Annotated in this window: 22 protein-coding genes; 21 read left to right on the top strand and 1 reads right to left on the bottom strand. The window is 42.7% G+C overall.

What is annotated here, in order from left to right; all coding sequences use genetic code 11:
* Positions 1-87 precede the first annotated feature (87 nt).
* The 13 genes from ilvB to yihA all read left to right on the top strand — a co-directional run bounded on the left by ilvB (position 88) and on the right by yihA (position 17,141).
* A complete protein-coding gene (gene ilvB / locus MHI16_RS12810) occupies positions 88-1,812 on the top strand; it encodes an acetolactate synthase large subunit (protein ID WP_044139976.1) in 1,725 nt (574 codons plus the stop codon).
* A complete protein-coding gene (ilvN, locus tag MHI16_RS12805; protein ID WP_003216637.1) occupies positions 1,809-2,327 on the top strand; it encodes an acetolactate synthase small subunit in 519 nt (172 codons plus the stop codon). Before ilvB ends, ilvN begins: the two co-directional genes overlap by 4 nt.
* Before the next feature lie 18 nt (positions 2,328-2,345).
* Positions 2,346-3,374, top strand: a complete 1,029-nt coding sequence (gene ilvC / locus MHI16_RS12800) for a ketol-acid reductoisomerase (RefSeq protein ID WP_058014517.1) — start codon at positions 2,346-2,348, stop codon at positions 3,372-3,374.
* Positions 3,361-4,914 (top strand): 2-isopropylmalate synthase, encoded by a 1,554-nt coding sequence (locus tag MHI16_RS12795; RefSeq protein WP_342497977.1) that lies wholly within the window; start codon positions 3,361-3,363, stop codon positions 4,912-4,914. The genes ilvC and MHI16_RS12795 overlap by 14 nt, the downstream gene beginning before the upstream one ends.
* Positions 4,915-4,932: 18 nt before the next feature.
* Positions 4,933-6,030, top strand: coding sequence for a 3-isopropylmalate dehydrogenase (gene leuB, locus MHI16_RS12790; RefSeq protein ID WP_058014519.1), 1,098 nt, complete (start codon positions 4,933-4,935; stop codon positions 6,028-6,030).
* Positions 6,031-6,070: 40 nt separating this feature from the next.
* Entirely contained in the window at positions 6,071-7,486 is a 1,416-nt protein-coding gene (gene leuC / locus MHI16_RS12785) for a 3-isopropylmalate dehydratase large subunit (protein WP_034661700.1), read from the top strand.
* Positions 7,487-7,499: 13 nt separating this feature from the next.
* Positions 7,500-8,099: a 3-isopropylmalate dehydratase small subunit gene (gene leuD / locus MHI16_RS12780; protein ID WP_058014520.1), complete on the top strand. Its 600-nt coding sequence runs from the start codon at positions 7,500-7,502 to the stop codon at positions 8,097-8,099.
* A gap of 125 nt (positions 8,100-8,224) precedes the next feature.
* Positions 8,225-9,232, top strand: a complete 1,008-nt coding sequence (gene ddcA, locus MHI16_RS12775) for a DNA damage checkpoint antagonist DdcA (RefSeq protein WP_268466300.1) — start codon at positions 8,225-8,227, stop codon at positions 9,230-9,232.
* 239 nt (positions 9,233-9,471) lie between these two features.
* Complete coding sequence (gene tig / locus MHI16_RS12770; RefSeq protein WP_034661695.1) at positions 9,472-10,746, top strand: trigger factor; 1,275 nt, start codon at positions 9,472-9,474, stop codon at positions 10,744-10,746.
* A gap of 251 nt (positions 10,747-10,997) precedes the next feature.
* Entirely contained in the window at positions 10,998-12,263 is a 1,266-nt protein-coding gene (clpX, locus tag MHI16_RS12765) for an ATP-dependent protease ATP-binding subunit ClpX (RefSeq protein WP_058014522.1), read from the top strand.
* Positions 12,264-12,399: 136 nt separating this feature from the next.
* Positions 12,400-14,061: an ATP-dependent protease LonB gene (gene lonB / locus MHI16_RS12760; protein WP_012010784.1), complete on the top strand. Its 1,662-nt coding sequence runs from the start codon at positions 12,400-12,402 to the stop codon at positions 14,059-14,061.
* 171 nt (positions 14,062-14,232) lie between these two features.
* A complete protein-coding gene (lon, locus tag MHI16_RS12755; protein WP_058014523.1) occupies positions 14,233-16,557 on the top strand; it encodes an endopeptidase La in 2,325 nt (774 codons plus the stop codon).
* On the top strand, positions 16,554-17,141 hold the full coding sequence (gene yihA, locus MHI16_RS12750; protein ID WP_003216344.1) for a ribosome biogenesis GTP-binding protein YihA/YsxC: 588 nt from the start codon (positions 16,554-16,556) through the stop codon (positions 17,139-17,141). Before lon ends, yihA begins: the two co-directional genes overlap by 4 nt.
* A gap of 43 nt (positions 17,142-17,184) precedes the next feature.
* On the opposite strand, the gene MHI16_RS12745 is transcribed toward yihA, so the two are convergent.
* Positions 17,185-17,670, bottom strand: coding sequence for a hypothetical protein (locus tag MHI16_RS12745; protein ID WP_058014524.1), 486 nt, complete (start codon positions 17,668-17,670; stop codon positions 17,185-17,187).
* Positions 17,671-17,912: 242 nt separating this feature from the next.
* Here MHI16_RS12745 and hemA point away from each other — a divergent pair, with 242 nt between their 5' ends.
* The 8 genes from hemA (at position 17,913) to ysxE (ending at position 26,630) form a co-directional block, all read left to right on the top strand.
* Entirely contained in the window at positions 17,913-19,280 is a 1,368-nt protein-coding gene (gene hemA / locus MHI16_RS12740; protein ID WP_058014525.1) for a glutamyl-tRNA reductase, read from the top strand.
* A 7-nt stretch (positions 19,281-19,287) separates the two neighbouring features.
* Positions 19,288-20,118 (top strand): cytochrome c biogenesis protein, encoded by an 831-nt coding sequence (locus tag MHI16_RS12735; protein WP_058014526.1) that lies wholly within the window; start codon positions 19,288-19,290, stop codon positions 20,116-20,118.
* Between the two features lie 41 nt (positions 20,119-20,159).
* Positions 20,160-21,095, top strand: a complete 936-nt coding sequence (hemC, locus tag MHI16_RS12730; RefSeq protein WP_058014527.1) for a hydroxymethylbilane synthase — start codon at positions 20,160-20,162, stop codon at positions 21,093-21,095.
* Positions 21,092-21,883 (top strand): uroporphyrinogen-III synthase, encoded by a 792-nt coding sequence (locus tag MHI16_RS12725; protein WP_058014528.1) that lies wholly within the window; start codon positions 21,092-21,094, stop codon positions 21,881-21,883. Before hemC ends, MHI16_RS12725 begins: the two co-directional genes overlap by 4 nt.
* Positions 21,880-22,851 (top strand): porphobilinogen synthase, encoded by a 972-nt coding sequence (gene hemB, locus MHI16_RS12720; RefSeq protein WP_058014529.1) that lies wholly within the window; start codon positions 21,880-21,882, stop codon positions 22,849-22,851. Before MHI16_RS12725 ends, hemB begins: the two co-directional genes overlap by 4 nt.
* 27 nt (positions 22,852-22,878) lie before the next feature.
* On the top strand, positions 22,879-24,168 hold the full coding sequence (gene hemL / locus MHI16_RS12715; RefSeq protein WP_268466293.1) for a glutamate-1-semialdehyde 2,1-aminomutase: 1,290 nt from the start codon (positions 22,879-22,881) through the stop codon (positions 24,166-24,168).
* A 136-nt stretch (positions 24,169-24,304) separates the two neighbouring features.
* Positions 24,305-25,561, top strand: a complete 1,257-nt coding sequence (locus tag MHI16_RS12710) for a LysM peptidoglycan-binding domain-containing protein (RefSeq protein WP_058014530.1) — start codon at positions 24,305-24,307, stop codon at positions 25,559-25,561.
* 37 nt (positions 25,562-25,598) lie between these two features.
* Positions 25,599-26,630, top strand: a complete 1,032-nt coding sequence (ysxE, locus tag MHI16_RS12705) for a spore coat protein YsxE (protein ID WP_058014531.1) — start codon at positions 25,599-25,601, stop codon at positions 26,628-26,630.
* Positions 26,631-26,643: the final 13 nt, after the last annotated feature.

The raw sequence follows: 26,643 nt of genomic DNA, 5'->3' as shown, positions 1-26,643 counted from the left end.
GGCTTTTTTATATGGTCTAAAATCTCAATCTTGAATAGAAAAGGGTGAAAAGACTTGACTGAAGCAAGACAAAGAGGAGGAAATCAAATGGGGACAAATGTACAAGTGGAGACGGAAACATCTAAAGCACCACAAACGATGAACGGTGCACTCATGCTAATTGAAGCACTTAAAAGAGAAAAAGTAGAAGTCATTTTCGGATATCCAGGCGGAGCGGTTTTACCGATCTACGATAAAATTTATGATTCTGGGTTATTCCATGTCCTGCCAAGACATGAACAGGGAGCGATTCATGCAGCGGAAGGATACGCTAGAGTATCTGGTAAACCTGGTGTTGTCATTGCAACATCAGGACCTGGAGCGACAAACCTAGTCACAGGAATTGCAGATGCAATGATTGATTCACTTCCTCTTGTTGTCTTCACAGGACAGGTGGCAACCTCAGTCATTGGATCAGACGCTTTCCAGGAAGCAGACGTGCTCGGCATCACAATGCCTATCACAAAGCACAGCTATCAGGTGAGAAATCCAGAGGAATTACCGGGCGTCATTAAAGAAGCGTTCCACATTGCAACGACAGGAAGACCTGGTCCAGTCTTGATTGATATTCCAAAAGATGTGGCAGGCATTGAAGGAACGTTTGAATACGATCAGCCAATTGATTTACCTGGTTATCAGCCAAAAGTGGAGCCGAACTATTTGCAGATTCGCAAATTAGTAGAAGCTGTCAGCAGAGCGAAGAAACCAGTCATTCTAGCAGGAGCTGGCGTTCTTCATGGCAAAGCATCTGAAGAATTAAGGCAGTATGTAGAGCAGCAGCAAATCCCAGTCGCTCATACACTGCTAGGACTTGGCGGCTTCCCGGCAAAGCATCCTCTGTTCCTAGGAATGGCTGGTATGCATGGCACATATGCGGCGAACATGGCTCTACATCAATGTGACTTGCTCATTTCAATCGGTGCGAGATTCGATGACAGGGTAACTGGCAATCTCAATCACTTTGCGAAACATGCAAAAGTAGCACATATTGATATCGACCCAGCAGAAATTGGCAAAAACATTCATACGCATATCCCGGTTGTTGGAGACAGTAAGTTAGTCCTTGAAGAGCTGATTAAGCAAGACGGGAAGCAAGGAGAGTCAGACGAGTGGAAAAACCAACTAGATCAGTGGAAGGAAGAATATCCACTCTGGTACGTTGAAAACGAAGCAGAGGGCTTTAAACCTCAAAAGCTGATTGAATACATTCATCAATTCACAAAAGGTGAAGCCATTGTGGCAACAGATGTTGGACAGCATCAAATGTGGGCAGCACAGTTCTATCCATTTGAAAATGCAGATAAATGGGTCACATCTGGCGGCCTTGGGACGATGGGCTTCGGTTTACCGGCAGCCATTGGCGCTCAGTTAGCTGATCAAGAGGCAACGGTTGTTGCGATTTTAGGAGACGGAGGTTTCCAAATGACCCTGCAAGAACTTGCCGTTATCCGTGAGCTGAACCTTCCAGTGAAAGTGATTGTTCTAAATAATCACAGCCTTGGAATGGTAAGACAATGGCAAGAAATTTTCTACGAAGAACGCTACTCATATTCTAAATTTTCAGAGCAGCCGGACTTCGTTAAATTATCTGAAGCTTATGGCATTAAAGGAATCAGAATCTCATCAGACGAAGAGGCGAAAGAAAAGCTTGAAGAAGCGCTAACCTCTAGAGAGCCTGTTTTCATCGATGTCAATGTAGCGAGAGATGAAAAAGTATTCCCGATGGTAGCACCGGGGAAAGGACTTCATGAGATGGTGGGGGTGAAACCTTGAAAAGAATTATTGTGTTGACTGTATTAAATCGATCAGGCGTACTGAACCGAATCACTGGCCTTTTTACTAAACGACACTACAACATTGAAAGCATTACGGTCGGCCATTCTGAGATTCAAGATGTATCACGCATCACGTTCGTCGTCCATGTAGACCAAGAGAAAGACATCGAACAGCTGACAAAACAGCTGAACAAACAAATTGATGTTCTCAAAGTAACAGACATTACAAACCAATCAATCGTCCAGCGAGAGCTGGCTTTGATAAAAGTCGTTTCTGCACCAGCATCTAGAATGGAGATCACAGGGGTCATTGAACCGTTTAGAGCTTCTATTGTAGATGTGAGCAGAGAGAGTGTCGTCATTCAGGTGACAGGTGAGTCTTCAAAAATTGAAGCACTCATTGAATTACTTAAGCCATACGGCATTAAAGAAGTCGCCAGAACTGGCACCACGGCCTTTGCGAGAGATAATCAGCAAAAGCCGCAACAAAATAAAACAATTTCAATTGTCTAAACAAAAGGAGAGAGTCAAATGGTAAAAGTATATTATAACGGTGATATTCAAGAAAACGTATTAAACGGTCAAAAGGTTGCCGTCATTGGATATGGATCACAAGGTCATGCACATGCATTGAACTTAAAAGAAAGCGGCGTAGATGTCATCGTCGGCGTGAGAAAAGGTGGATCTTATACAAAAGCACAAGAAGACGGCCATCAAGTATTCACAGTAAAAGAAGCGGCAGCACAAGCAGATGTCGTGATGGTATTACTACCAGATGAGCAGCAAAAGAAAGTATATGACGAAGAAATCAAAGATCAATTAGAAGCTGGCAACTCACTTGTTTTCGCACACGGATTCAACGTTCACTTCCATCAAATTGTTCCTCCAAGTGACGTAGATGTGTATCTTGTAGCGCCAAAAGGTCCAGGACATCTTGTGAGAAGAACATATGAGCAAGGCGCTGGTGTACCTGCACTATTTGCTATCTATCAAGATGTATCTGGTCAAGCGAAAGACAAAGCGCTTGCTTATGCAAAAGCAATCGGCGGAGCAAGAGCGGGCGTTCTTGAAACAACATTTAAAGAAGAAACGGAAACGGATCTATTCGGTGAGCAGGCAGTCCTTTGCGGAGGTCTTACTTCACTAGTAAAAGCAGGATTTGAAACATTAACAGAAGCTGGTTATCAGCCAGAGCTAGCATACTTCGAGTGTCTGCATGAATTAAAACTGATCGTTGACCTTATGTACGAAGAAGGATTAGAAGGCATGAGATATTCAATCTCTGATACAGCACAATGGGGAGACTTCGTATCAGGACCACGCGTTGTGGATGCAAACGTAAAAGAATCGATGAAAGCAGTCTTGACTGATATCCAAAACGGAACATTTGCAAAAGAATGGATTGTTGAAAACCAAGTGAATCGTCCACGTTTCAATGCGATCAATGCTAATGAAAATGAGCATCAAATTGAAGTTGTTGGAAGAAAGCTTCGTGAAATGATGCCTTTCGTCAAACAAGGAAAGAAAAAGGAAGCGGTGAGCGTCGGTGCGAAAAATTAATTTTTTTGACACAACACTTCGAGATGGAGAGCAATCACCCGGAGTGAACTTAAATGCACAAGAAAAGCTAATCATTGCAAAGCAGCTTGAGCGCCTTGGGGTTAATATCATTGAAGCGGGTTTTCCCGCTTCATCCCGAGGGGATTTCTTAGGCGTACAAGAAATAGCAAGAACGATTAAAAACTGTTCTGTTGCTGGTCTTGCACGATGTGTGAAAGGTGATATTGATGCTGCATGGGAAGCATTAAAAGATGGAGTGGAGTCAAGGCTTCATGTCTTTATTGCCACTTCTGACATTCACCTGAAGCATAAACTAAAGAAAACACGTGAAGAAGTCGTAGAACAAGCTGTCTCCATGGTGAAATATGCGAAAGAACGTTTTCCAGTTGTTCAATGGTCAGCAGAAGATGCGTGCCGTACAGATCTTGCTTTCTTGGCAGAAATTGTAGAAAAGGTCATTGACGCTGGAGCAAGTGTCATTAACTTGCCAGATACAGTTGGGTACCTAGCGCCAAAAGAATACGGTAATATCTTTAAATATATGAAGGAACACGTTCCAAATATCGACCGTGTCAACTTGTCCGCTCACTGTCACGATGATCTAGGGATGGCTGTAGCAAACTCACTTGCAGCCATTGAAAATGGAGCAGATCAAATTGAAACGGCTGTCAACGGAATTGGCGAGCGCGCTGGAAATGCTGCTTTAGAAGAAATTGCAGTCGCTCTTCACATTCGAAAAGACTTCTATCAGGTCGAATCAACGATTCAATTGAATGAAATTAAGCGTACAAGTGATGTAGTGAGCAAATACTCAGGCATGATTGTGCCGCGTAATAAAGCAGTCGTTGGAAACAACGCATTTGCACATGAATCAGGTATTCACCAAGATGGTTTCCTCAAAGAAAAAACAACCTATGAAATTATTTCTCCAGAGCTTGTCGGCGTGACAACAGATGTGCTTGTCCTCGGGAAACACTCCGGAAGACATGCGTTTAAAGACCGCATGAAAACACTAGGATTTAAACTAACAGAAGAAGAAATCAATAAGTTCTTCGAAACCTTTAAGAACTTGACGGAGAAGAAAAAAGAAATCACAGATGATGATTTGATCTCTATTATATTAGAAGAAAAAGTAGCAGACCGAAAAATTGGCTACGAATTTGAAAGTCTTCAAGTGCATTATGGAACAGAACAAATGCCAACAGCAACAGTTTCTCTGAAAAACCAAGAAACGCAAGAAGTCATTCAAGAAGCAGCTACAGGCGCAGGCAGTGTAGAAGCTGTGTACAACACGCTGGAGCGCTGTATGGAGGAAAGAATTCATTTGCTAGACTACCGTATTCAATCAAATGGAAAAGGCAGAGATGCACTAGCCGAAGTATATGTCACTGTTTCAATAGAAGGAAAAGAAACAGCAGGACGCGGTGTAGCGCAAGATGTGCTGGAAGCATCGGCGAAAGCCTACGTCAATGCAGTAAACAGGCATTTAATCTTTAAATCAAATCTCATTGAAATTGAGAAACATCACGCGATCTCATAGGAAAGGAGGTAGGTCCTCATGAAAAAGAAAATTGCACTTTTGCCCGGCGATGGAATCGGACCGGAAGTTGTGACATCAGCTGTCGCTGTCCTCAAAGAGACAGCGGCTCAATTTAGGCACGAATTCGAATTCGAAACGGCGCTCATTGGCGGTATCGCAATAGATGAAAAAAACAATCCGCTCCCAAAAGAAACGGTTGATGTATGCAAGAGCGCTGATGCGATTTTATTAGGAGCAGTCGGCGGACCCAAATGGGATCAAAATCCACCAGAGCTTCGTCCGGAAAAAGGCTTACTCGCCATTCGTAAACAATTGGACTTATTTGCTAACATTCGTCCTGTCAAAGTGTTCGATAGCTTAAGCGAGGCGTCACCGTTAAAACAGGATCACATTAACGGAGTCGATTTTGTCATCGTTCGTGAATTAACAGGCGGTCTCTATTTTGGTGAACCAAGTGAGCGCTATACAGATGAAGAAGGAAAAGAAGCTGCGGTTGATACGCTTCTTTATACAAAGGAAGAGATTGTCCGTGTACTAAAAGAAGCATTCGACATGGCGTTAACGAGACGGAAAAAAGTAACGTCTGTGGATAAAGCGAACGTTCTGGCTTCTAGTAAGCTATGGCGGGATGCGGTAGAAGAAGTGGCTTCTCAATATCCAGACGTTGAATTTGAGCACATGCTCGTTGATAATGCCGCCATGCAGCTGATTTATAAGCCTGCACAATTTGATGTCATTGTGACAGAGAATATGTTTGGTGACATTTTAAGTGATGAGGCTTCAATGATTACTGGATCACTCGGTATGCTGCCATCTGCTAGTCTATCAAGCACCGGCCTTCATTTATATGAACCGATTCATGGATCAGCACCCGATATTGCGGGGCAAAACGTCGCAAACCCTCTGGCAACTATTTTATCGGCAGCAAGCTTGCTTAGAACTTCCTTTGCGTTAGAAGAAGAAGCGGCTGCCATAGAAGAAGCTGTAGAAACTGTTCTTGCCTCAGGCAAAAGAACAAAGGATTTATCGGCAAAAGAGGGAACGTATCAAACAACTGAAGACATCACTCACGCAGTTGTAGACGCACTTAAGCAGCGTGTGAAAACAATTGTATAAATAGAATCTTGTGGAATTAGGTAGAGGGAGGAAAAGGGTTATGCCTCGAACAATCATCGAAAAAATATGGGATCAGCACGTTGTCAAAAGCGGCGAGGGGAAACCAGACCTTTTATATATTGATCTGCACTTGGTGCATGAAGTGACATCGCCTCAAGCGTTTGAAGGATTAAGACAAAAAGGGCGCAAGGTGAGAAGACCTCAAAATACGTTTGCGACGATGGATCACAACATCCCGACTGTGAATCGATTTGTGATCAAAGATGAGATTGCTAAAAAACAAGTGAGTGCTCTAGAGCGTAACTGTGCTGAATTTGGTGTCCGCCTAGCTGACCTACACAGTGTAGACCAAGGAATTGTCCATGTCGTTGGACCAGAGCTTGGTTTGACACTTCCGGGAAAAACAATCGTTTGCGGAGATAGTCATACATCCACTCATGGCGCATTTGGCGCACTTGCTTTTGGAATCGGTACAAGTGAGGTCGAACACGTACTTTCCACACAAACACTTTGGCAGCAGCGTCCGAAAACATTAGAAATTAGAGTAGACGGAAAGCTGCAAAAAGGGGTAACGGCCAAAGATGTCATTTTAGCAGTCATTGGTGCGCATGGCGTGAAGTTTGGATCAGGTTATGTCATTGAATACACTGGGGAAGTATTCAGAAACATGACGATGGATGAACGTATGACCGTTTGTAATATGTCGATTGAAGCAGGCGCAAGAGCAGGATTGATTGCACCTGATGAAGTCACCTTTGAATATTGCCGCGGACGCAAATATGCACCGCAGGGAGAAGACTTCGAAGCAGCGATTAAAGAATGGGAAGAACTTAAAACAGATCCGGGTGCAACCTATGATAAAACGATTGTTTTAGATGGGAATGAGATTTCACCAATGGTCACATGGGGAATTAACCCAGGAATGGTGCTGCCTGTAGATGCATCCATCCCAGGACCTGAAGATTTTGCGCAAGAAGATGATCAAAAAGAAGCGATTCGTGCGTACGAATACATGGGTGTTCATCCTCATCAGCGTATTGAAGATATTACGATTGAGCATGTGTTTATTGGCTCATGCACGAACTCAAGAATGACTGATTTACGCCAAGCAGCTTCTATGATAGAAGGACAAAAGGTAGCCGATCATGTCAGAGCGATTGTCGTGCCTGGCTCTCAAAGCGTCAAATTGCAGGCAGAAGAAGAAGGTCTTCATGAAATCTTCCTTGAAGCAGGATTTGAATGGAGAGAATCTGGCTGCAGTATGTGTCTCAGCATGAATAACGATGTGGTACCAGAAGGAGAACGCTGCGCATCTACATCAAACCGTAACTTTGAGGGGCGTCAAGGAAAAGGTGCGAGAACGCATCTTGTCAGCCCGGCAATGGCTGCAATGGCTGCAATACATGGCCGATTTGTCGATGTCAGGAAGTTTAATCAAGAGAAAACAGTCGTGTAAGGAGTTGTCATAGATGGAGCCTTTAGTCACACACAAAGGAAAAGCCGCTGTGCTTAACCGTATCAACGTAGATACAGATCAAATTATTCCGAAGCAATTTTTGAAAAGAATTGAACGAACAGGATATGGCCGGTTTGCCTTTTTCGACTGGCGGTACTTAGCCGATGGCAGCCCTAATCCTGATTTCGAACTGAATCAGCCGATTTATGAAGGAGCATCCATTTTGATCGCAGGAGAAAACTTTGGCTGCGGATCATCAAGGGAACATGCCCCTTGGGCACTTGATGATTATGGTTTCAAAATTGTCATCGCACCATCATTCGCAGATATTTTTCACCAAAACTGCTTTAAAAATGGGATGCTTCCGATTCGTCTTGATTATGATGTGTGGAAAACATTCGTTGCGTCATATGAGAACAAAGGGTATGAGATGACAGTTGATCTTGAAAAACAGCAAATAGAAGATCACGAAGGGAATATCACTCCTTTTGATGTGGATCCTCACTGGAGAGAAATGCTCCTGAATGGCTATGATGAGATCTCATTAACTTTACTACTAGAAGATGACATTCAAGCATTTGAAGATAAGCGCAGCAGCTGGCTGCGTGCGTAAACAACAAGAAGCCGTCCGCCCGAGGTGTGACGGCTTCTTTTTTGCATGAAAACCTCTCGTTACTTGTGTTTACTAACCTTCGTTGGTAAACTGATAAAAAATATGCGCCCGAAAGGAACGTAAGCATGAAACATGACAAGAAGAAAGATAATGTCATTTTGTTTCCTGGTCTGAAAGAAAGACTGATTGAAAAAGGAATGGCAGCATTAAAAGATAAACAGTATCAAGAGGCGCTTCACTTGTTTTCAGAAGCAAAATCTTATGATGACGATGAAGAATCCGATATTCATCTCGGTATGGCGATTTGTTTTCTGGAGCTGGGCGAGCTGCAGGATGCAAAGCGTGTGTGTGAAAAGATGCTGCATGAGGGATATGGTCATTACTTCACCGTGCTTCAAGTGTATATGACAATCTTGATTCAGCTGAAAGAATATGAAGAAGTGAAGCAGACAATTGAGGCGGTACTTGAGGAAAACCATCTTCCAGCAGAAAGCGCAGAGCATTTTTACAAGCTGCTCGAATTTAGTAGAAAAATGATCGAATCGCCTGAACAGATTTTAGATGAAGATGAAGAGGATGGCGGTGAAATCAATATAGATGATATGCTCGAGCGGCCAGAGGAGCAGGTGCAGTTCATCCATTCGCTGAAAGACCGAAACATCACGCCGCACATGGGTCTATTAAATACGATCCTACAAAAGCCTGATGGAAACCCTTTGGTGAAATCATTGATCCTGCAGCTTCTGTCAGATCATGATGTGGCAAAGCCGGTTCATGTGACGAAGTTCGGTGATTCGTTAACCCTTATTCCTTCTGAGGCTGTAAAGCCAGAGCAGATGCCGCTGCTTCAGCAAGTCCTTCGTAAGCTCGATGACACACTCGGCAATGAGAACCCAACCCTTTACCAAGGCGTGGAAGAGTTATGGCGCCGGCACTTATTTGTCCTATATCCATTTCTTCCTAAATACACAGATCCGAATCTCTGGGCAGCAGCACTTCATAAAGTCGGCTATGAAATGCATGGGATCGAGATTGACCTCGAAGAATTGCATCTATTGTATGAATTTGATGAACGAGAGCTGAGAGAAGCTTACACAATGCTGAAAGATATTGAAGAAATTTCTTATTTGTAATTTGTCGATTTAGTTGAAAGACGGACTTGTTATGTTATAATATAATGGTTGTATTTGTGCATATATCGTGCAGTTGTCGATTCCAATGGTTGAAAGACGATATGTATAATCAAGTCAAATGTTGTATACATAATACCGCTTCTTTAGCGGCGTGCGTGGTTTTTAATTGGACGAAGTCTTTATGATGCTTTAGAATGTAACAACGCACAATCTGAATAGATTTTTGGAGGGAAACACACATGTCAGTAAAATGGGAAAAACAAGAAGGTAACGAAGGCGTCTTAACTGTAGAAGTTGATGCTGAAACATTTAACAAAGCACTTGATGATGCGTTTAAGAAAGTTGTTAAGCAAGTATCGATCCCTGGATTCCGTAAAGGGAAAGTACCACGTGGTCTTTTCGAACAGCGTTTTGGTGTAGAATCTCTTTATCAAGATGCATTAGATATTCTTCTTCCAGTTGAGTATCCAAAAGCAATCGACGAAGCTGGTATTGAGCCAGTTGATCGCCCTGAAATCGATGTTGAGAAAATCGAAAAAGGCGAAAGCTTAATCTTCACTGCAAAAGTAACAGTGAAGCCTGAAGTGAAACTTGGTGACTACAAAGGTCTTAACGTAGAAAAAGACGACGCTACTGTCACTGATGAAGATGTACAAGAAGAGTTAAAAGGCATGCAAAACCGTCAAGCTGAGCTTGTTGTCAAAGAAGAAGGCGCAATTGAAAACGGCGATACAGTTGTTCTTGATTTCGAAGGATTCGTTGATGGAGAAGCATTCGAAGGCGGAAAAGCTGAGAACTACTCTCTTGAAGTAGGTTCTGGTTCATTCATCCCTGGTTTCGAAGAGCAGTTAGTTGGTCTTGAAGCAGGCGCTGAAAAAGACGTAGAAGTCACTTTCCCAGAAGAATACCACGCTGAAGACCTTGCAGGTAAACCAGCTGTATTCAAAGTGAAAATTCACGAAATCAAAGCAAAAGAACTTCCAGCACTTGACGATGAGTTCGCGAAAGATGTTGATGAAGAAGTAGAAACTCTTGCTGAACTAACTGAAAAAACAAAGAAACGTCTTGAAGAAGCGAAAGAAAACGAAGCAGAAGGTAAACTTCGTGAAGAGCTAGTTGAGAAAGCTTCTGAAAATGCGGAAGTTGACATCCCACAAGCGATGGTTGACACAGAGCTAGACCGTATGATGAAAGAATTCGAACAACGCCTTCAAATGCAAGGAATGAACCTTGAGCTTTACTTCCAATTCTCAGGACAAGATGAAAATGCGCTGAAAGAGCAAATGAAAGAAGATGCTGCTAAACGCGTGAAATCTAACCTAACACTTGAAGCAATTGCTGCTGCAGAAAACTTACAAGTGTCTGATGAAGAAGTAGAAGAAGAGCTTTCAAAAATGGCTGAAGCATACAACATGCCAATTGAAAATATCAAACAAGCGATCGGATCTACTGACGCAATGAAAGAAGATCTAAAAGTTCGTAAAGCAATTGATTTTCTTGTAGAAAACCGTTAATATGGTGCATAATAATAAAACAGGGCGCGAGTGACTCGTGCCTTGTTTTGTACAATTTTTGACTTATCATCGCTTCTTTTGGAAACGATAGTGTAAGTCACATCTTTCTGTTATACATATCTCAATGTGCAGTGTTAGAAACACATCATTACCGTCTTTTAGGAAAGTATGGTAAAATGCATACATACTGGACCCAGAAAGGTAGCTGACTGTTAGCTACAGGCAAGTGAAGAAGAATAAGGGGTGAAAGAATGTTTAAATTCAACGAGGAAAAAGGTCAATTAAAATGCTCGTTTTGCGGAAAAACGCAAGATCAAGTGCGTAAACTGGTCGCAGGACCTGGCGTATATATATGTGATGAATGTATCGAGCTTTGCACGGAAATAGTTGAAGAAGAGCTCGGCACTGAGGAAGAAGTTGAATTCAAGGATGTTCCGAAGCCTCATGAAATTCGGGAGATTCTTGATGAATATGTCATCGGTCAAGAAAATGCGAAGAAATCCTTAGCTGTAGCGGTTTATAATCACTACAAACGGATCAATTCCAACAGCAAGATTGATGACGTTGAGCTTTCGAAAAGTAATATCTCTATGATTGGGCCAACAGGAAGCGGTAAAACATTACTTGCTCAAACGCTTGCTCGTATTTTAAATGTGCCATTTGCGATTGCAGATGCAACATCACTAACTGAAGCAGGTTATGTTGGTGAAGACGTAGAGAATATTTTACTAAAGCTGATCCAAGCAGCCGATTATGATGTAGAAAAAGCGGAAAAAGGCATTATCTACATCGATGAAATCGATAAAGTAGCAAGAAAATCAGAAAACCCTTCTATCACTCGTGATGTATCTGGGGAAGGTGTTCAGCAAGCACTACTGAAAATTCTTGAAGGAACTGTCGCTAGTGTACCGCCTCAAGGTGGACGTAAGCATCCTCATCAAGAATTCATTCAAATCGATACGACAAATATCCTCTTTATTTGTGGTGGAGCCTTTGACGGCATTGAGCAAATCATTAAACGCCGCCTAGGTCAAAAAGTTATTGGATTCGGTGCAGAAAATAAAATCGAAGATCTTGAAAAAGAAGTTCTTTTATCAAAAGTACTCCCAGAAGACTTGCTTCGCTTCGGTTTAATCCCAGAATTCATCGGCCGCTTGCCGGTTATTGCAAGCCTAGAGCCATTAGATGAAGAAGCGCTTGTAGAGATCTTGACGAAGCCTAAAAATGCACTCGTTAAGCAGTATACAAAAATGCTTGAGCTTGATGATGTAGAGCTGGAATTTGAAGAAGATGCTCTTAGCGAAATTGCGAAAAAAGCAATTGAGCGTAAAACAGGAGCTCGTGGTCTACGTTCAATTATTGAAGGCATCATGCTTGATGTGATGTTTGACCTTCCATCACGTGACGATATTGAAAAATGTGTCATCACTGGTGCAACGGTTGCTGATGGCGAGTCGCCGCGTCTTGTGTTAAAGGACGGCACAGTCGTCAATAAAGATACGAAAACATCTGCATAAGAGTAATCTCACTCCTGAATCTTTTTGATTCAGGAGTTTTTTATTTATCGTGTAAGTTGTGTTTATTCCGTCCAGCTCTAGGAAATACTAGCAGACAGAAACCAATACATACGATAGATGAAGGAGGGAGCACCGATTGAGCTGGACAGGAATCGTATTATTCATACAACTGTTCTTTGGTATCGTCATCGGGCTGTACTTTTGGAACTTACTGCGAAATCAGCGCACACAGAAGGTGACGATAGACAAGGAGTCAAAGAAAGAAATGGAAGCACTCAGAAAGATGCGGTCAATCAAGCTGAGTGAACCTTTATCAGAGAGAGTCCGGCCAAAGGGGTTTCAAGATATTGTGGGGCAGGAAGACGGCATTCGTGCACTAAAAGCGGCACTATGCGGGCCGAACCCACAGCATGTTATCGTCTACGGACCACCGGGAGTCGGTAAAACAGCCGCTGCCCGTCTTGTGATGGAAGAAGCGAAGCGTCACGCTGATTCTCCGTTTAAAAAAGATGCGGTCTTTGTAGAGCTCGATGCCACAACCGCGAGATTCGATGAACGAGGCATTGCAGATCCGCTTATTGGTTCTGTGCATGACCCCATTTACCAAGGGGCTGGAGCCATGGGGCAGGCAGGCATTCCGCAGCCAAAACAAGGAGCCGTCACACATGCTCATGGCGGTGTTTTATTTATCGATGAAATTGGCGAGCTGCATCCGATCCAAATGAACAAAATGCTCAAAGTGTTGGAAGATCGGAAAGTCTTTTTAGACAGTGCCTACTACAGTGAAGAAAATACCCAAATCCCGAATCATATTCATGATATTTTCCAAAATGGACTTCCGGCCGATTTTCGATTGATTGGTGCCACGACAAGAACACCTGACGAAATTCCACCAGCGATCCGGTCAAGATGTCTGGAGATTTTCTTTAAAGACCTTGACCAGCATGAACTGAAAATCGTCGCTGCAAAGGCTGTCCAAAAAATTCAAAAGGAATTAAGTGACGAAGGGCTCAACCTGTTAACCTCCTATGTGAAAAATGGACGTGAAGCGGTCAACATGGTGCAGATTGCCGCGGGTATGGCGGTCACAGAAAACCGGAAAGACATTACGATTGAAGATGTCGAATGGGTCATTCATTCAAGCCAGCTGACACCAAGATATGAACAAAAAGTACCGGAAAAGCCAAAAGTCGGAGTAGTCAATGGACTGGCTGTGTATGGACCAAACAGCGGTGCCCTGCTTGAGATTGAAGTGAATATCTGTAAGGCGCTTGAAAAAGGCAGTATCAATATTACAGGGATTGCAGAAGAAGAAAGCATTGGCAATCAATCGAAATCCATTAGACGAAAAAGTATGGCCAAAGGGTCAGTTGAAAATGTATTAACGGTGCTTCGAAATTTAGGCATTCGGACAAATGAATATGACATCCATATTAATTTTCCAGGCGGTGCCCCAATTGATGGACCGTCTGCTGGAATTGCCATGGCGACCGCAATCTTCTCAGCCATACATCAAATTCCGATTGATCATCTGACAGCCATGACGGGTGAAATCGGATTGCAAGGTCAGGTGAAGCCGATCGGTGGTGTGATACCGAAGATTAAGGCAGCGAAGCAGGCTGGTGCCACAACTGTCATTATTCCTTATGACAACCAGCAGTCGATCTTAAAAGAGATTGAAGGGGTCACTATTGTGCCTGTGAAGCACTTCCAAGAGGTGCTGGATCAGTGTCTGGTCAACCCGCCAGACGAGAAGAAAGATGGACTAGAAGACGAAATGAAAAGAAAATCTGTTTAATCCCCATCATATATGGGGATTTTTTAGTGAAATAGATCTTTTTTTCTTTTTCAAGATAAAAAGAAAGGGTATACTACGGTAAGATCAACATTTCTCAAGTCTTTTACATTGTACAAGACTGAAACAGGTATATTATAATGATTCATACTAGTGACGGAGGTGTCAATCAACATGGCAGATGAAATCAAAAAGAATGTTCCGCTCCTTCCATTGCGAGGTTTGCTTGTTTATCCAACAATGGTCTTGCATTTGGACGTTGGACGCGAAAAGTCTGTTCAAGCATTGGAACAGGCGATGATGAACGATCATATGATTTTTCTAGCAACACAGCGGGAAATTTCAATAGATGAACCAGGTGAAGAGGAAATTTTCAAAGTCGGCACCTACACAAAAATTAAACAAATGCTGAAGCTGCCAAATGGAACGATTCGTGTACTCGTTGAAGGCTTAAATCGAGCGCAGATCGAATCATATGTGGAGCTTGAGGACTATACGTCTGTCGACATTAAAGAATTGGCAGAAGAAGAATTAAAGGACGCAGAAGCAGAAGCACTCATGCGTACATTGTTAGATCACTTTGATCAATACATAAAAATTTCTAAGAAAATCTCAGCTGAAACATATGCAACAGTGACGGATATTGAAGAACCTGGGAGAATGGCAGATATCGTTGCTTCCCACCTGCCGCTCAAATTAAAGGACAAACAAGAAGTGCTGGAAACAGTGGATGTCAAAAAACGGCTGAACCGGGTCATCAGCTTAATTCACAATGAAAAAGAAGTACTCGAGATTGAAAAGAAAATCGGGCAGCGCGTGAAACGTTCAATGGAGCGTACGCAAAAAGAATATTATTTACGTGAACAAATGAAAGCTATTCAAAAAGAGCTTGGAGACAAAGAAGGGAAAACTGGGGAAGTCAGTTCTTTAATGTCTAAAATCGAAGAGTCGAGCATGCCAGATTCTGTTCGTGAAACGGCGCTCAAAGAATTGAATCGTTATGAAAAAATTCCTTCAAGCTCTGCTGAGAGCTCTGTGATTCGAAATTATATTGATTGGCTGATCGGCCTCCCGTGGGGCATCTATACAGAAGATCGTCTCGATTTAAAGCTTGCAAGTGAAATTTTAGATGATGAGCATCACGGGCTGGAAAAGGTCAAAGAACGGGTGCTTGAATATCTTGCTGTACAGAAGCTGACCAATTCACTAAAAGGACCGATTCTTTGTTTAGCAGGACCTCCTGGAGTAGGGAAAACGTCACTTGCTAAATCGATTGCCAAATCACTTGACCGAAAGTTTATTCGTGTTTCCCTTGGCGGTGTGCGCGATGAGTCTGAGATTCGTGGACATAGAAGAACGTATGTAGGTGCGATGCCAGGCCGTATTATTCGCGGAATGAGCAAGGCAGGAACGATGAATCCAGTCTTCCTTTTAGATGAAATCGATAAGATGTCCTCTGATTTTAGAGGTGATCCATCTTCTGCGATGCTCGAAGTCTTAGACCCAGAGCAAAATCATAACTTTAGCGATCACTATATTGAAGAAACATTTGATTTGTCTCAAGTGTTATTTATTGCTACTGCCAACAATTTAGCAACCATTCCAGGTCCACTTCGTGATAGAATGGAGATTATCACGATTGCAGGGTATACAGAGGTTGAAAAAGCAGAAATTGTGAAAGATCATCTTCTGCCGAAGCAGCTAAAGGAGCACGGATTAAAGAAAGGGAACTTGCAGCTTCGTGAAGCAGCGATTTATGATACGATTCGCTATTACACAAGAGAAGCGGGTGTTCGTGGATTAGAGCGTCAGCTTGCGGCGATATGCCGTAAAGTAGCAAGAGCAATTGTGGCTGAAGACCGCAAACGTATCACGGTGACGGAAAAGAACTTATCTGAATTTCTTGGAAAAAGACTTTACCGTTATGGTCAGGCTGAAACGACAGACCAAGTGGGAGTTGTCACAGGACTTGCGTATACCACTGTTGGCGGAGATACCTTGTCAATTGAGGTATCACTTTCTCCGGGTAAAGGCAAGCTGTTGTTAACAGGTAAGCTTGGTGATGTCATGAGAGAATCTGCACAGGCGGCATTCAGTTATATTCGTTCGAAGGCAGATGAACTGAACATTGATCCTAATTTTAATGAAAAGCATGATATTCATATCCATGTTCCAGAGGGTGCGGTTCCTAAGGACGGGCCATCAGCTGGTATCACCATTGCGACGGCTCTTGTATCAGCCCTCACAGGACGACCTGTGTCAAAAGAGGTAGGTATGACAGGAGAGATTACGTTAAGAGGAAGAGTGCTTCCAATTGGCGGACTAAAAGAAAAAGCATTAGGCGCACATCGTGCAGGACTGAAAACCATTATTCTTCCAAAGGACAATGAGAAGGATATTGATGATATTCCTGAAAGTGTGAGAGAAGGACTAACCTTTATTCCGGTCTCGCATTTAGATGAGGTGCTTGAGAAAGCGTTGGTAGGAGAGGGAAGATGAAAGTAACAAAATCAGATATCGTCATTAGTGCGGTAAAACCAGAGCAGTACCCAAGCGGGGGACTGCCTGAAATCGCTCTTGCTGGACGATCAAATGTTGGGAAGTCCTCGTTCATCAACTCATTGATTAATCGTAAAAATTTAGCGCGTACGTCTTCTAAACCAGGTAAGACTCAAACGCTTAATTTCTACATCATCAATGATATGCTCCATTTTGTGGACGTTCCAGGCTACGGCTTTGCTAAAGTGTCAAAAACAGAGCGTGAAGCCTGGGGTAGAATGATCGAAACGTATATTACAATGCGTGAAGAATTAAAAGCAGTCGTCCAAATTGTGGACCTGCGTCATAAGCCATCAGTAGATGATGTGAACATGTATGAATTCCTGAAATATTACGGAGTTCCTGTGATCGTCATCGCAACAAAGGCGGACAAAATTCCAAAAGGCAAATGGGAAAAACATGCGAAAGTCGTCAAACAGACGCTTGATATTGCCCCATCTGATGAACTAGTCCTATTCTCTTCTGAAACAAAAAAGGGAAAAGACGAAGCCTGGAATGCCATTCTTGCGAAGATTAATAACTAAAAAAAGGCATCTGTCATGAGCAGATGCCTTTTTATTGTATAAGTTATTTCCTTTTTAAAAATAATAAGAGGAGACTGACAGCAATCAGTACATACGGCCAGTACAATTCAAAACCGGAAGTAGGGATCGAAAAGGAACTTAGCTGCTTTGTAATTTGCTGAAAGAAATAAAGGAACAGACCGAGTGCAATGAGAACAACACTTTCAATACGATATTCTTTTTTCTGAGATGATTTCACAAAAAGAGCAAGTCCAACGATGAATACGATCATCGTAAATGTGTCTGGCCAGTAGTCCAATTTTGGCTGGAGAATAAAGTGTAGCGAAAGACCCGTCATCAGCATACCGATAAACACATGAGCGCTTTCTTGCTCCTTCTTTCCTTGATATAAGAAAGCAAGGCCAAAAAGCAGTACGAGTGTATACCATTTCTCTTGATCCTTCCAAATGTCAAATTGACCTCCTGAGAGAATGGCATATAGCGCTACAGCCAGCAAAGTGAGCGGCAGCAAAATGGATTTCTTCTTCAAAGATGTCACCTTCTTTTAAGCAGATCATTTGTCCGCACGCGCCAAATCTGGTAAATTGCTTGAAGTGATGATATGGCATAATGGGTGTCGAACATTTTTCTACTATATCACAACATTTTTGAAATCTGTTCACAATTTTCATCCAGCTAAAAATGAATATATGTTATAATCATTATAAATAATAAATTCTATATTGTAATTATTATAAATTAGACAGGGCGTTGGGGGTGCAAGCTGAAGTTATGCATATTCTTGTTGTGGGTTTAGATTATAAAACAGCCCCTGTTGAGATACGGGAACAGCTGAGCTTTGAACCGAGCGAGCTCGGAACAGCGATGTCCAAGCTTAAAGAAGAAAAAAGCATTCTAGAGAATATCGTCATCTCAACATGTAATCGAACAGAGATCTACGCAGTGGTAGATCAGCTTCATACTGGACGGTTTTATATAAAAAGATTTTTAGCTGATTGGTTCGGTTTAGAAAAGGAAGATGTCTCGCCTTATTTGAAGTTCTATGAAAATGATGGAGCGGTCGAGCATTTATTCCGTGTGGCCTGTGGACTTGATTCCATGGTGATTGGCGAAACACAAATACTTGGTCAAGTGCGCTCTAGCTTTAAAGTAGCTCAAGAGGAGAAGACCATTGGTACCGTTTTCAATTATTTATTCAAACAGGCGGTCACCGTTGCAAAACGCTCTCATGCGGAAACAGACATTGCGTCTAATGCCGTGTCTGTCAGCTATGCAGCTGTCGAGCTTGCGAAAAAAATATTTGGACGTCTTTCTGATAAACATGTCCTGATTCTTGGTGCGGGTAAAATGGGCGAACTAGCGGCTCAAAACCTTCAAGGTCAAGGGATTGGTCAAGTAACGGTTATCAATCGAACATATGAGAAAGCAAAAGAATTGGCAGGCCGTTTTTCAGGAGAGCCTAAAAGCTTAAACCAATTGGAAAAAACATTATCTGAAGCGGACATTTTAATTAGCTCCACTGGTGCGAAACAATTTGTCATTACAAAAGAAATGGTCGAAGGTGCGAATAAAAAGCGGAAAGGCAGACCACTATTTATGGTGGATATTGCTGTGCCCCGTGATTTAGATCCAGCCATTTCTGAAGTAGAAGGTGCTTTTTTGTATGACATTGATGACCTTGAGGGCATCGTGGCAGCTAACTTAAAAGAACGCCGTGCGGTGGCTGAGCAGGTTGAGCTCCTCATTGAAGCAGAAATTGTGGAATTTAAGCAATGGCTGAATACGCTTGGTGTGGTTCCTGTCATTTCTGCACTTAGAGAAAAGGCGCTGACGATTCAAGCGGATACGATGCAGAGTATTGAGCGAAAGCTTCCGAATCTCACACACCGTGAAATGAAGCTATTAAATAAACATACGAAAAGCATTATCAATCAAATGCTGAAAGATCCTATCTTAAAGGCAAAAGAAATTGCCGCAGAGCCGAATGCAGAGGAAAAACTTTTACTCTTCAAAGAAATCTTTGATTTACAGGTTGAAGATGAAGAGCAAAAGGTGGAGCCGATGCAGGTGGAGCAAGGGTCATTTCAGCTGTTTAAACCAAATATGGCACAAGGCCTTGCTACAGTTGCTAGTGAGTGATTAAGCGATGATGGAATCCATTGTAGCGAGACTAGGCGAAGCGACGACCTTGATCTATGCACTAAGTGTCTTGTTCTATTTCATAGATTTTCTTCAACACAACCGGAAGGCTGGAAAAATAGCTTTCTGGTTGCTTTCTATTGTCTGGCTGCTGCAAACAGTCTACATGTTCTATATTATGATGGAAACAGACCGATTCCCTGTGTTGAATGTAGCAGAGGGGTTATATTTTTATACGTGGGTGCTTGTGACACTTTCACTTGTTCTCACAAAGGTCTTGCGTGTTGAATTTATCGTCTTTTTTACAAACGTCATCGGTTTTTCCTTGATGGCAATTCACACCTTTACACCATCTGATCTTCACTCAGCAGAACTAACGGGGAAGCTGACGAGTGAGTTGCTTGTGATTCATATTACGATGGCGATTTTATCATACGGTGCCTTTTCACTTTCATTTGCTTTCTCTCTTCTCTATCTCTTTCAATATCGTTTGCTGAAAAAGAAAAAATGGGGGAAATGGCTTCTAAGAATTGAAGATTTATCGAAGCTTGATCATATGGCATACGTATTAAACATTATTGGCGTGCCGATGCTCTTACTTAGTTTGATTCTTGGCATCATTTGGGCATATATTTCGTATGATACGTTGTACTGGACAGATGCCAAGGTGCTTGGTTCGTTTATTATGCTGTTTTTATATGGTGTTTACTTATATATCAGATTGGTGAGAAATATGCAGGGCAAAGTCGTGGCACTGTGGAATGTCGGTTCATTCCTTGTGCTGATGATCAATTATTTTCTGCTTGGTAGCTTATCAACCTTTCATTGGTTTCAATAAATAATGATGAGTCTTAAGGGCATTGTCGGGAGGAAGACGAATTGCGTACAATTAAAGTAGGTTCTAGAAGAAGTAAGCTTGCAATTACACAAACAAAATGGGTCATTCAAAAGCTGTCTGAACTAAACCCTTCTTATTCTTTTGAAATAAAAGAGATTGTGACAAAGGGTGATAAAATTTTAGATGTAACCTTATCAAAGGTTGGCGGAAAAGGACTGTTTGTCAAAGAAATTGAACAGGCGATGCTGAATCACGACATCGATATGGCCGTTCACAGTATGAAGGATATGCCGGCTGCTCTTCCTGAAGGGTTAGTCATTGGCTGTATTCCTGAGCGTGAAGATGTAAGGGACGCTCTTATTTCGAAGGATCATCTGCGTCTTCACGAGCTGCCGAATGGTGCTATTGTGGGAACAAGCAGCTTACGGCGCAGTGCCCAGCTTCTTCAAGAAAGACCAGATCTGAACATTAAATGGATTCGAGGAAACATTGATACACGATTGGAAAAGCTGAAAAATGAAGAATATGATGCCATTATTCTAGCGGCTGCCGGTCTGTCCAGAATGGGCTGGAGCAAAGAGGTCGTGTCTGAATTTTTATCTCCTGAGACTTGCCTGCCCGCAGTTGGCCAAGGCGCTTTGTCAATTGAGTGCCGCGGAGATGATGAAGAGCTATTGCAGCTCCTTGCTCAATTTACGAATGAATACACAAAGAAAACGGTTCTCGCTGAACGAGCCTTCCTCAAACAAATGGATGGCAGCTGCCAGGTGCCGATCGCTGGCTATGCAACGATGAATGAGCGTGATGAAATTGAACTGACGGGTCTTGTGGCATCTGCTGATGGACACACGATTATTCGAGAAACTGTATCAGGCACTGACCCTGAGGCAATTGGAACAGCATGTGCGAAGCAGATGGCTGATAAGGGAGCAAAGGATTTAATCGACAAGGTGAAAAAGGATCTGTCCTCCCAATGACCATAGGCCAATCGCTTCACGGACAGACGGTGCTTGTCACTCGAAATGAACGTCAAGCGGGGGTGTTTCAGCAGAAGATTGAAGAGCTGAACGGCCATGCTGTTTTAACCTCTCTTATTCGGTTTGAGCCTACGCTCACAAATGAAAAAGCGCAGGCCTTTTTAAAGGACTTAGAAAATAGCCAATGGCTTGTTTTCACGAGTGTGAATGGTGCGTCTTTTTTTCTGAGCTACATAGAGGACCATCATTTACATAAAAGTTTATCCCATTTGAAAGTAGCTGCGGTAGGTGAGAAAACCTCTGCCTATCTTGAGCAGCACGGCTTGAAGGTGGACGTAGTACCAGAACGATTCATAGCGGAAGAGCTCGCAGATGCGCTGCTTGACCATGTGCATCCGGGAGAGCGTGTGTTTGTAGCAAAAGGACACCTGTCTCGAGATGTCGTGAAGAAAATGCTTGTGCCACTTGGCATAGAAGTAAAAGAATGGATTTTATATGAAACGGTTAAGGATGAGGAAGGGATTGCCGCTCTTAAAACGGCAATGACGAAGCAATCATTTGATTTTATTACATTTACGAGCTCATCGACTGTCCATTCATTTATGCATGCCATGGAGGCAGATGCAGCGAAGCTGGCTGCTTCTGACACCTGTTTTGTGACGATCGGTCCTCTGACAAAAGAGGCACTGCTTCAATACGGGATTTCTTCTGAAACCCCAGATACTTATACGATAGACGGAATGCTTGAATTGATGTGCCGTTTATCTGAAAGGAAGTTGAATCAATGATGAAATTTAACAGACACCGCAGACTGCGGACAAGCGCAGGAATGAGAGAATTAGTCAGAGAAACCTTTTTAAGACCATCTGATTTCATTTATCCGATCTTTTTTGTAGAGGGCGAAAATGTCCGAAAAGAAGTCCCTTCAATGCCGGGTGTTTATCACATTTCAGTGGACCTTGTAAAAGAAGAAGTCCAAGAGCTTGTCGATCTAGGCATCAAATCAATTATCGTATTTGGTGTTCCAGATCATAAAGACCATGTGGGCAGTGAAGCATATCACGACCATGGCATTGTGCAAAGAGCAACGCTTGAGATCAAAAAGCATTTCCCAGAGCTTGTGGTCATTGCAGACACTTGCTTATGCCAATATACAGATCATGGACATTGCGGAATCGTTGAAGATGGTGAAATTTTAAATGATGAATCTCTTCAGCTATTAGCGAAAACTGCTGTTAGTCAAGCGAGCGCAGGTGCAGATATCATTGCGCCTTCAAATATGATGGATGGATTTGTGGTTGCCATTCGTGAGGCGCTTGATGAAGCTGGCTTTATTCATGTACCTGTCATGTCATATGCTGTGAAATATGCAAGTGCGTTTTACGGTCCGTTTCGTGATGCGGCGCATAGCACACCGCAGTTTGGAGATCGTAAAACATACCAAATGGACCCTGCAAACCGTTTAGAAGCATTAAGAGAAGCGCAATCTGACGTAGAAGAGGGAGCTGACTTCCTCATTGTGAAACCATCCCTTTCTTATTTAGATATTATGCGTGATGTCAAAAATGAATTTACACTCCCTGTTGTTGCTTACAATGTGAGCGGAGAATATGCAATGGTCAAAGCCGCTGCTCAAAATGGGTGGATTTCTGAAAAAGAGCTTGTTCTTGAAATGCTGACAAGCATGAAACGTGCAGGAGCAGAACTTATTATTACGTATCATGCAAAAGATGCAGCAAAATGGCTCTCAGAATAAAGAACGGATAGACAGGAGGACGTTGAAATGGGACGTAGCTATGAAAAATCAAAGCAAGCATTTGAAGAAGCGCAGCATTTAATGCCTGGTGGTGTCAACAGCCCTGTACGTGCATTTAAATCAGTGAACACAGATCCGATTTTTATGGAACGAGGCAAAGGCGCCAAGATCTATGATATTGATGGAAATGAATACATCGATTATGTCTTATCATGGGGACCGCTTATTTTAGGGCATACGAATGACCGTGTGGTTCAAAGCATTCAGCGAGTTGCAGAAAAGGGGACAAGCTTTGGTGCTTCGACATTAGTTGAAAATGAATTAGCTAAGCTTGTATCAGAGCGGGTTCCTTCTATCGAAGTCATTCGTATGGTCAGCTCTGGTACAGAGGCAACCATGAGTGCGCTTCGTCTAGCTCGAGGCTTTACAGGCAGAAATAAAATTGTGAAATTTGAAGGCTGCTATCATGGCCATGGTGATTCTTTGCTCATTAAAGCAGGTTCAGGTGTTGCAACGCTAGGGCTTCCAGATAGCCCAGGGGTACCTGAAGGGACTGCAAGTAATACGATCACAGTGCCATACAATGATTTAGAAAGCATTCAAGTTGCTTTTCAGGAATTTGGAGACGATATTGCAGGTGTCATTGTCGAGCCGGTTGCAGGAAATATGGGCGTTGTCCCTCCGCAAGACGGTTTCTTACAAGGGCTGAGAGATATCACGGAGCAATACGGAGCTTTACTCATTTTTGATGAGGTCATGACAGGCTTCCGTGTGGATTATCACTGCGCACAAGGCTACTTTGGCATCACACCTGATCTGACGTGTCTTGGTAAAGTGATTGGTGGCGGTCTCCCAGTCGGTGCTTATGGCGGAAGAGCGGATATTATGAGACAAATTGCGCCAAGCGGCCCAATTTATCAAGCAGGAACGTTATCTGGTAACCCACTTGCGATGACAGCAGGCCTGGAAACCTTAAAACAGCTGACACCTGAGTCTTATGAAGAGTTTAGACGAAAAGGAGACCGGCTGGAAGAAGGCATTTCAAATGCAGCAAAAGCACACGGAATTCCATTAACGTTTAACCGTGCAGGTTCGATGATTGGATTCTTCTTTACAGATGAAGAAGTGGTCAATTATGACAAAGCTAAAAATGCTGATCTCGCTTTATTTGCTGAATTTTATAAGGAAATGGCCGATCACGGCATCTTCCTTCCACCTTCTCAATTCGAAGGACTGTTCCTATCAACAGCCCACACAGATGAAGACATCGAATATACGATTGAGACAGTGGAAAAAGTATTTCAAAAACTACGTTAATAAACGAAAGCCGATATGGAGATATATCGGCTTTTTTGTGTTGCTGAAAACCAATCATATTTTCACCGCCGCTCACATACATCTGTATTGACATCTAATTTTATTTTGAAGGATTAGATGAAAGGAGGACACCGACTTGTCTCAAAATAATCGATTACAGTTTTCAGTAGAAGAATCCATCTATTTCAAAAGCGGACAGGAAGTCAGTGAGCTGCTGTCTATTTCTCTCGATCCTGACATTCTCGTTCAAGAAGTGAATGATTATGTTTCGATTAGAGGTTCACTCGAGCTAACAGGAGAATACAACATAAATCAAGAGGAGCTATTGGGTGAATTGAGTTCCTATGCATCATACAGAGAAGCTGATGAGGTGAAGGTCAGAGAAGATGGGACGGCGGAGCTTCTGCATCAATTCCCAGTCGATATCACGATTCCTAAAAACAAAATCAGTCATTTAAATGATGTGTTTGTGTTTATTGATGCGTTTGATTACCAGCTGACAGAAAATCGTTTGCTCACCATTCAAGCTGATCTAGCGATTGAGGGTCTTTTAGACGAGGAAACGCCTCAAGCGCCTGTAGAGGAGCCGTATGAATTTGTTCATCGTTCTGAAGAAGAATATGGCGACGTGACCTACGATTATCAGCTGCAGCCAGAAGATGAAGAGCAAGAAGAGCTACAAGACTATGAACATGAGATTGAAGAGGATCAGGCTGTATTACAGCATGACACGCGCGCCGAAGAAGAGGAACAGGAAGAAGAAATTGAGATAGAACTGGTGAGTAGGGAAGAAGAAACCGAAGAACTAAAAGAACAGGAGGAAACGGGGAGCCAAGAAGAAGTGGCGCTTGGTTATCGCTCCTTACCTGAAGCTCAGGTGCAAGAACCACCATTTTTTGAACCGCCTAAGCTCTTAGATGAAGAAGAACGGCAGGACACGTTTTTTGAAGTAGAAGTGAGAAAAGATCCGGAAATAACCGAAGAGCAGGAAGAAACGGTTCAGCCATATCCTGTATTTGAATCACCCGCTTATCACGTGGAAGAGGAAGAGGCGCGGGACGACACGTACCAGCTTGGACGGTTATATGAACGAGAAGCACCAAAAGTATATGAGTCAGCTCAAGAAGAAGAGGCATTTGAAGAAGACGTGAGAGAAACGTCGGGCAGTGAGAACTCTCTTTATTTAACAAAGCTGTTTGCTAAGCAGGAGGAGGAAGATTTTTCTCGCATGAAAATATGTATAGTTCAGCAAGAAGATACGGTCGATCGTATTTGTGAGCGATACCAGTTGAATGTGCAGCAGCTTCTTCGCACAAATTCATTATCGGTGGATGCGGAGCTTGAAGAAGGGCAGATTCTTTATATTCCTGAATATCAAAAAAGCAATGCATAACAAGAGATGACCGATCGAGAAAATGTGGTGAGTGAACGTGGATGAGATCCAATCTGTCCTATACGAATACGGGCTTGAGGCGGAATACGTTGAACCTGTCAGTCCTGCTGTCGTCAAAGTATATACAAAGCAGGGCGTGTTTGCCTTAAAGCGAGTAAAAGCCAGTCGACATATGCAGTTTACAGAGCAAATGCTTGAACTAGAATCAAAGGGCTATCGCTCTTTTGTGCCGATTTATCGGACGAAGAGCGGTTCTTTTTTCTCAAGTCATCGTGAAAGTCAGTACGCATACTATCTCATGCCTTGGCTGACGAATGAAAAGAGAGAAGAGCAGGACGATAAACATGAATATTTGTTTCAAGAGATTGCAAGACTTCATCAGCGGACTGAAGTGATGATGGATATCACAGAGCAAGAGATCGAAGCGCACTACACACAAATCAAGACCAAATGGGAAACAGAGAAAGACATGTATGAACGATTCATAGAGCGGGCAGAGCAGACTTGGTATATGTCGCCATTTGAACTGACTGCTGCGATGTATTTTTCAGAGGCGATGTCTGCCAGCGAATTTGCCCTCGAACGATTAGAAGATTGGCATGAAGAAATGAAAGATAAAGAAACAACACGTGTTGTCTTAAATCATGGGCAGCTGTCGATTCATCACTTTTTGTATAATGATGTAGGCACAGGACATTTCACCAATTTTGAGCGGTCTAAAAAAGCCGCCCCCATTTATGATCTTCTGACCTTTTACTTTCGGACATTCAAAACCTATCCCACGTCTTGTCCTGAATGCACTTCCTTGTTTTATACGTACCAAAAAGGAAATCCTCTTCGGGAGGAAGAGCTTCATCTGTTCCTTAGTTACCTTGCTTATCCGCAAGGTCTGTTTGATACAGTTAAAACCTATGAAGCAGGCGGGCAGGATGAGATGGAAAGCTGTCAACAGCTGTTAAGAGCGTATTGGCAGATGAAAAATTCAGAGCCGACCGTCATGAAGATACACGAGATTGAGCAGGCTAGACGGCTTGAAGAAGAACAAAGTGCCTCGTCATCAGCGGAATGACGAGGTTATTTTG

It is taken from the genome of Bacillus sp. FSL K6-0923 (assembly GCF_038630825.1).
Lineage (GTDB): Bacteria > Bacillota > Bacilli > Bacillales > Bacillaceae > Bacillus > Bacillus pumilus.
The sequence above is the reverse complement of the archived record's forward strand: the minus strand, read 5'-3'. Positions and strand labels throughout refer to the sequence as shown.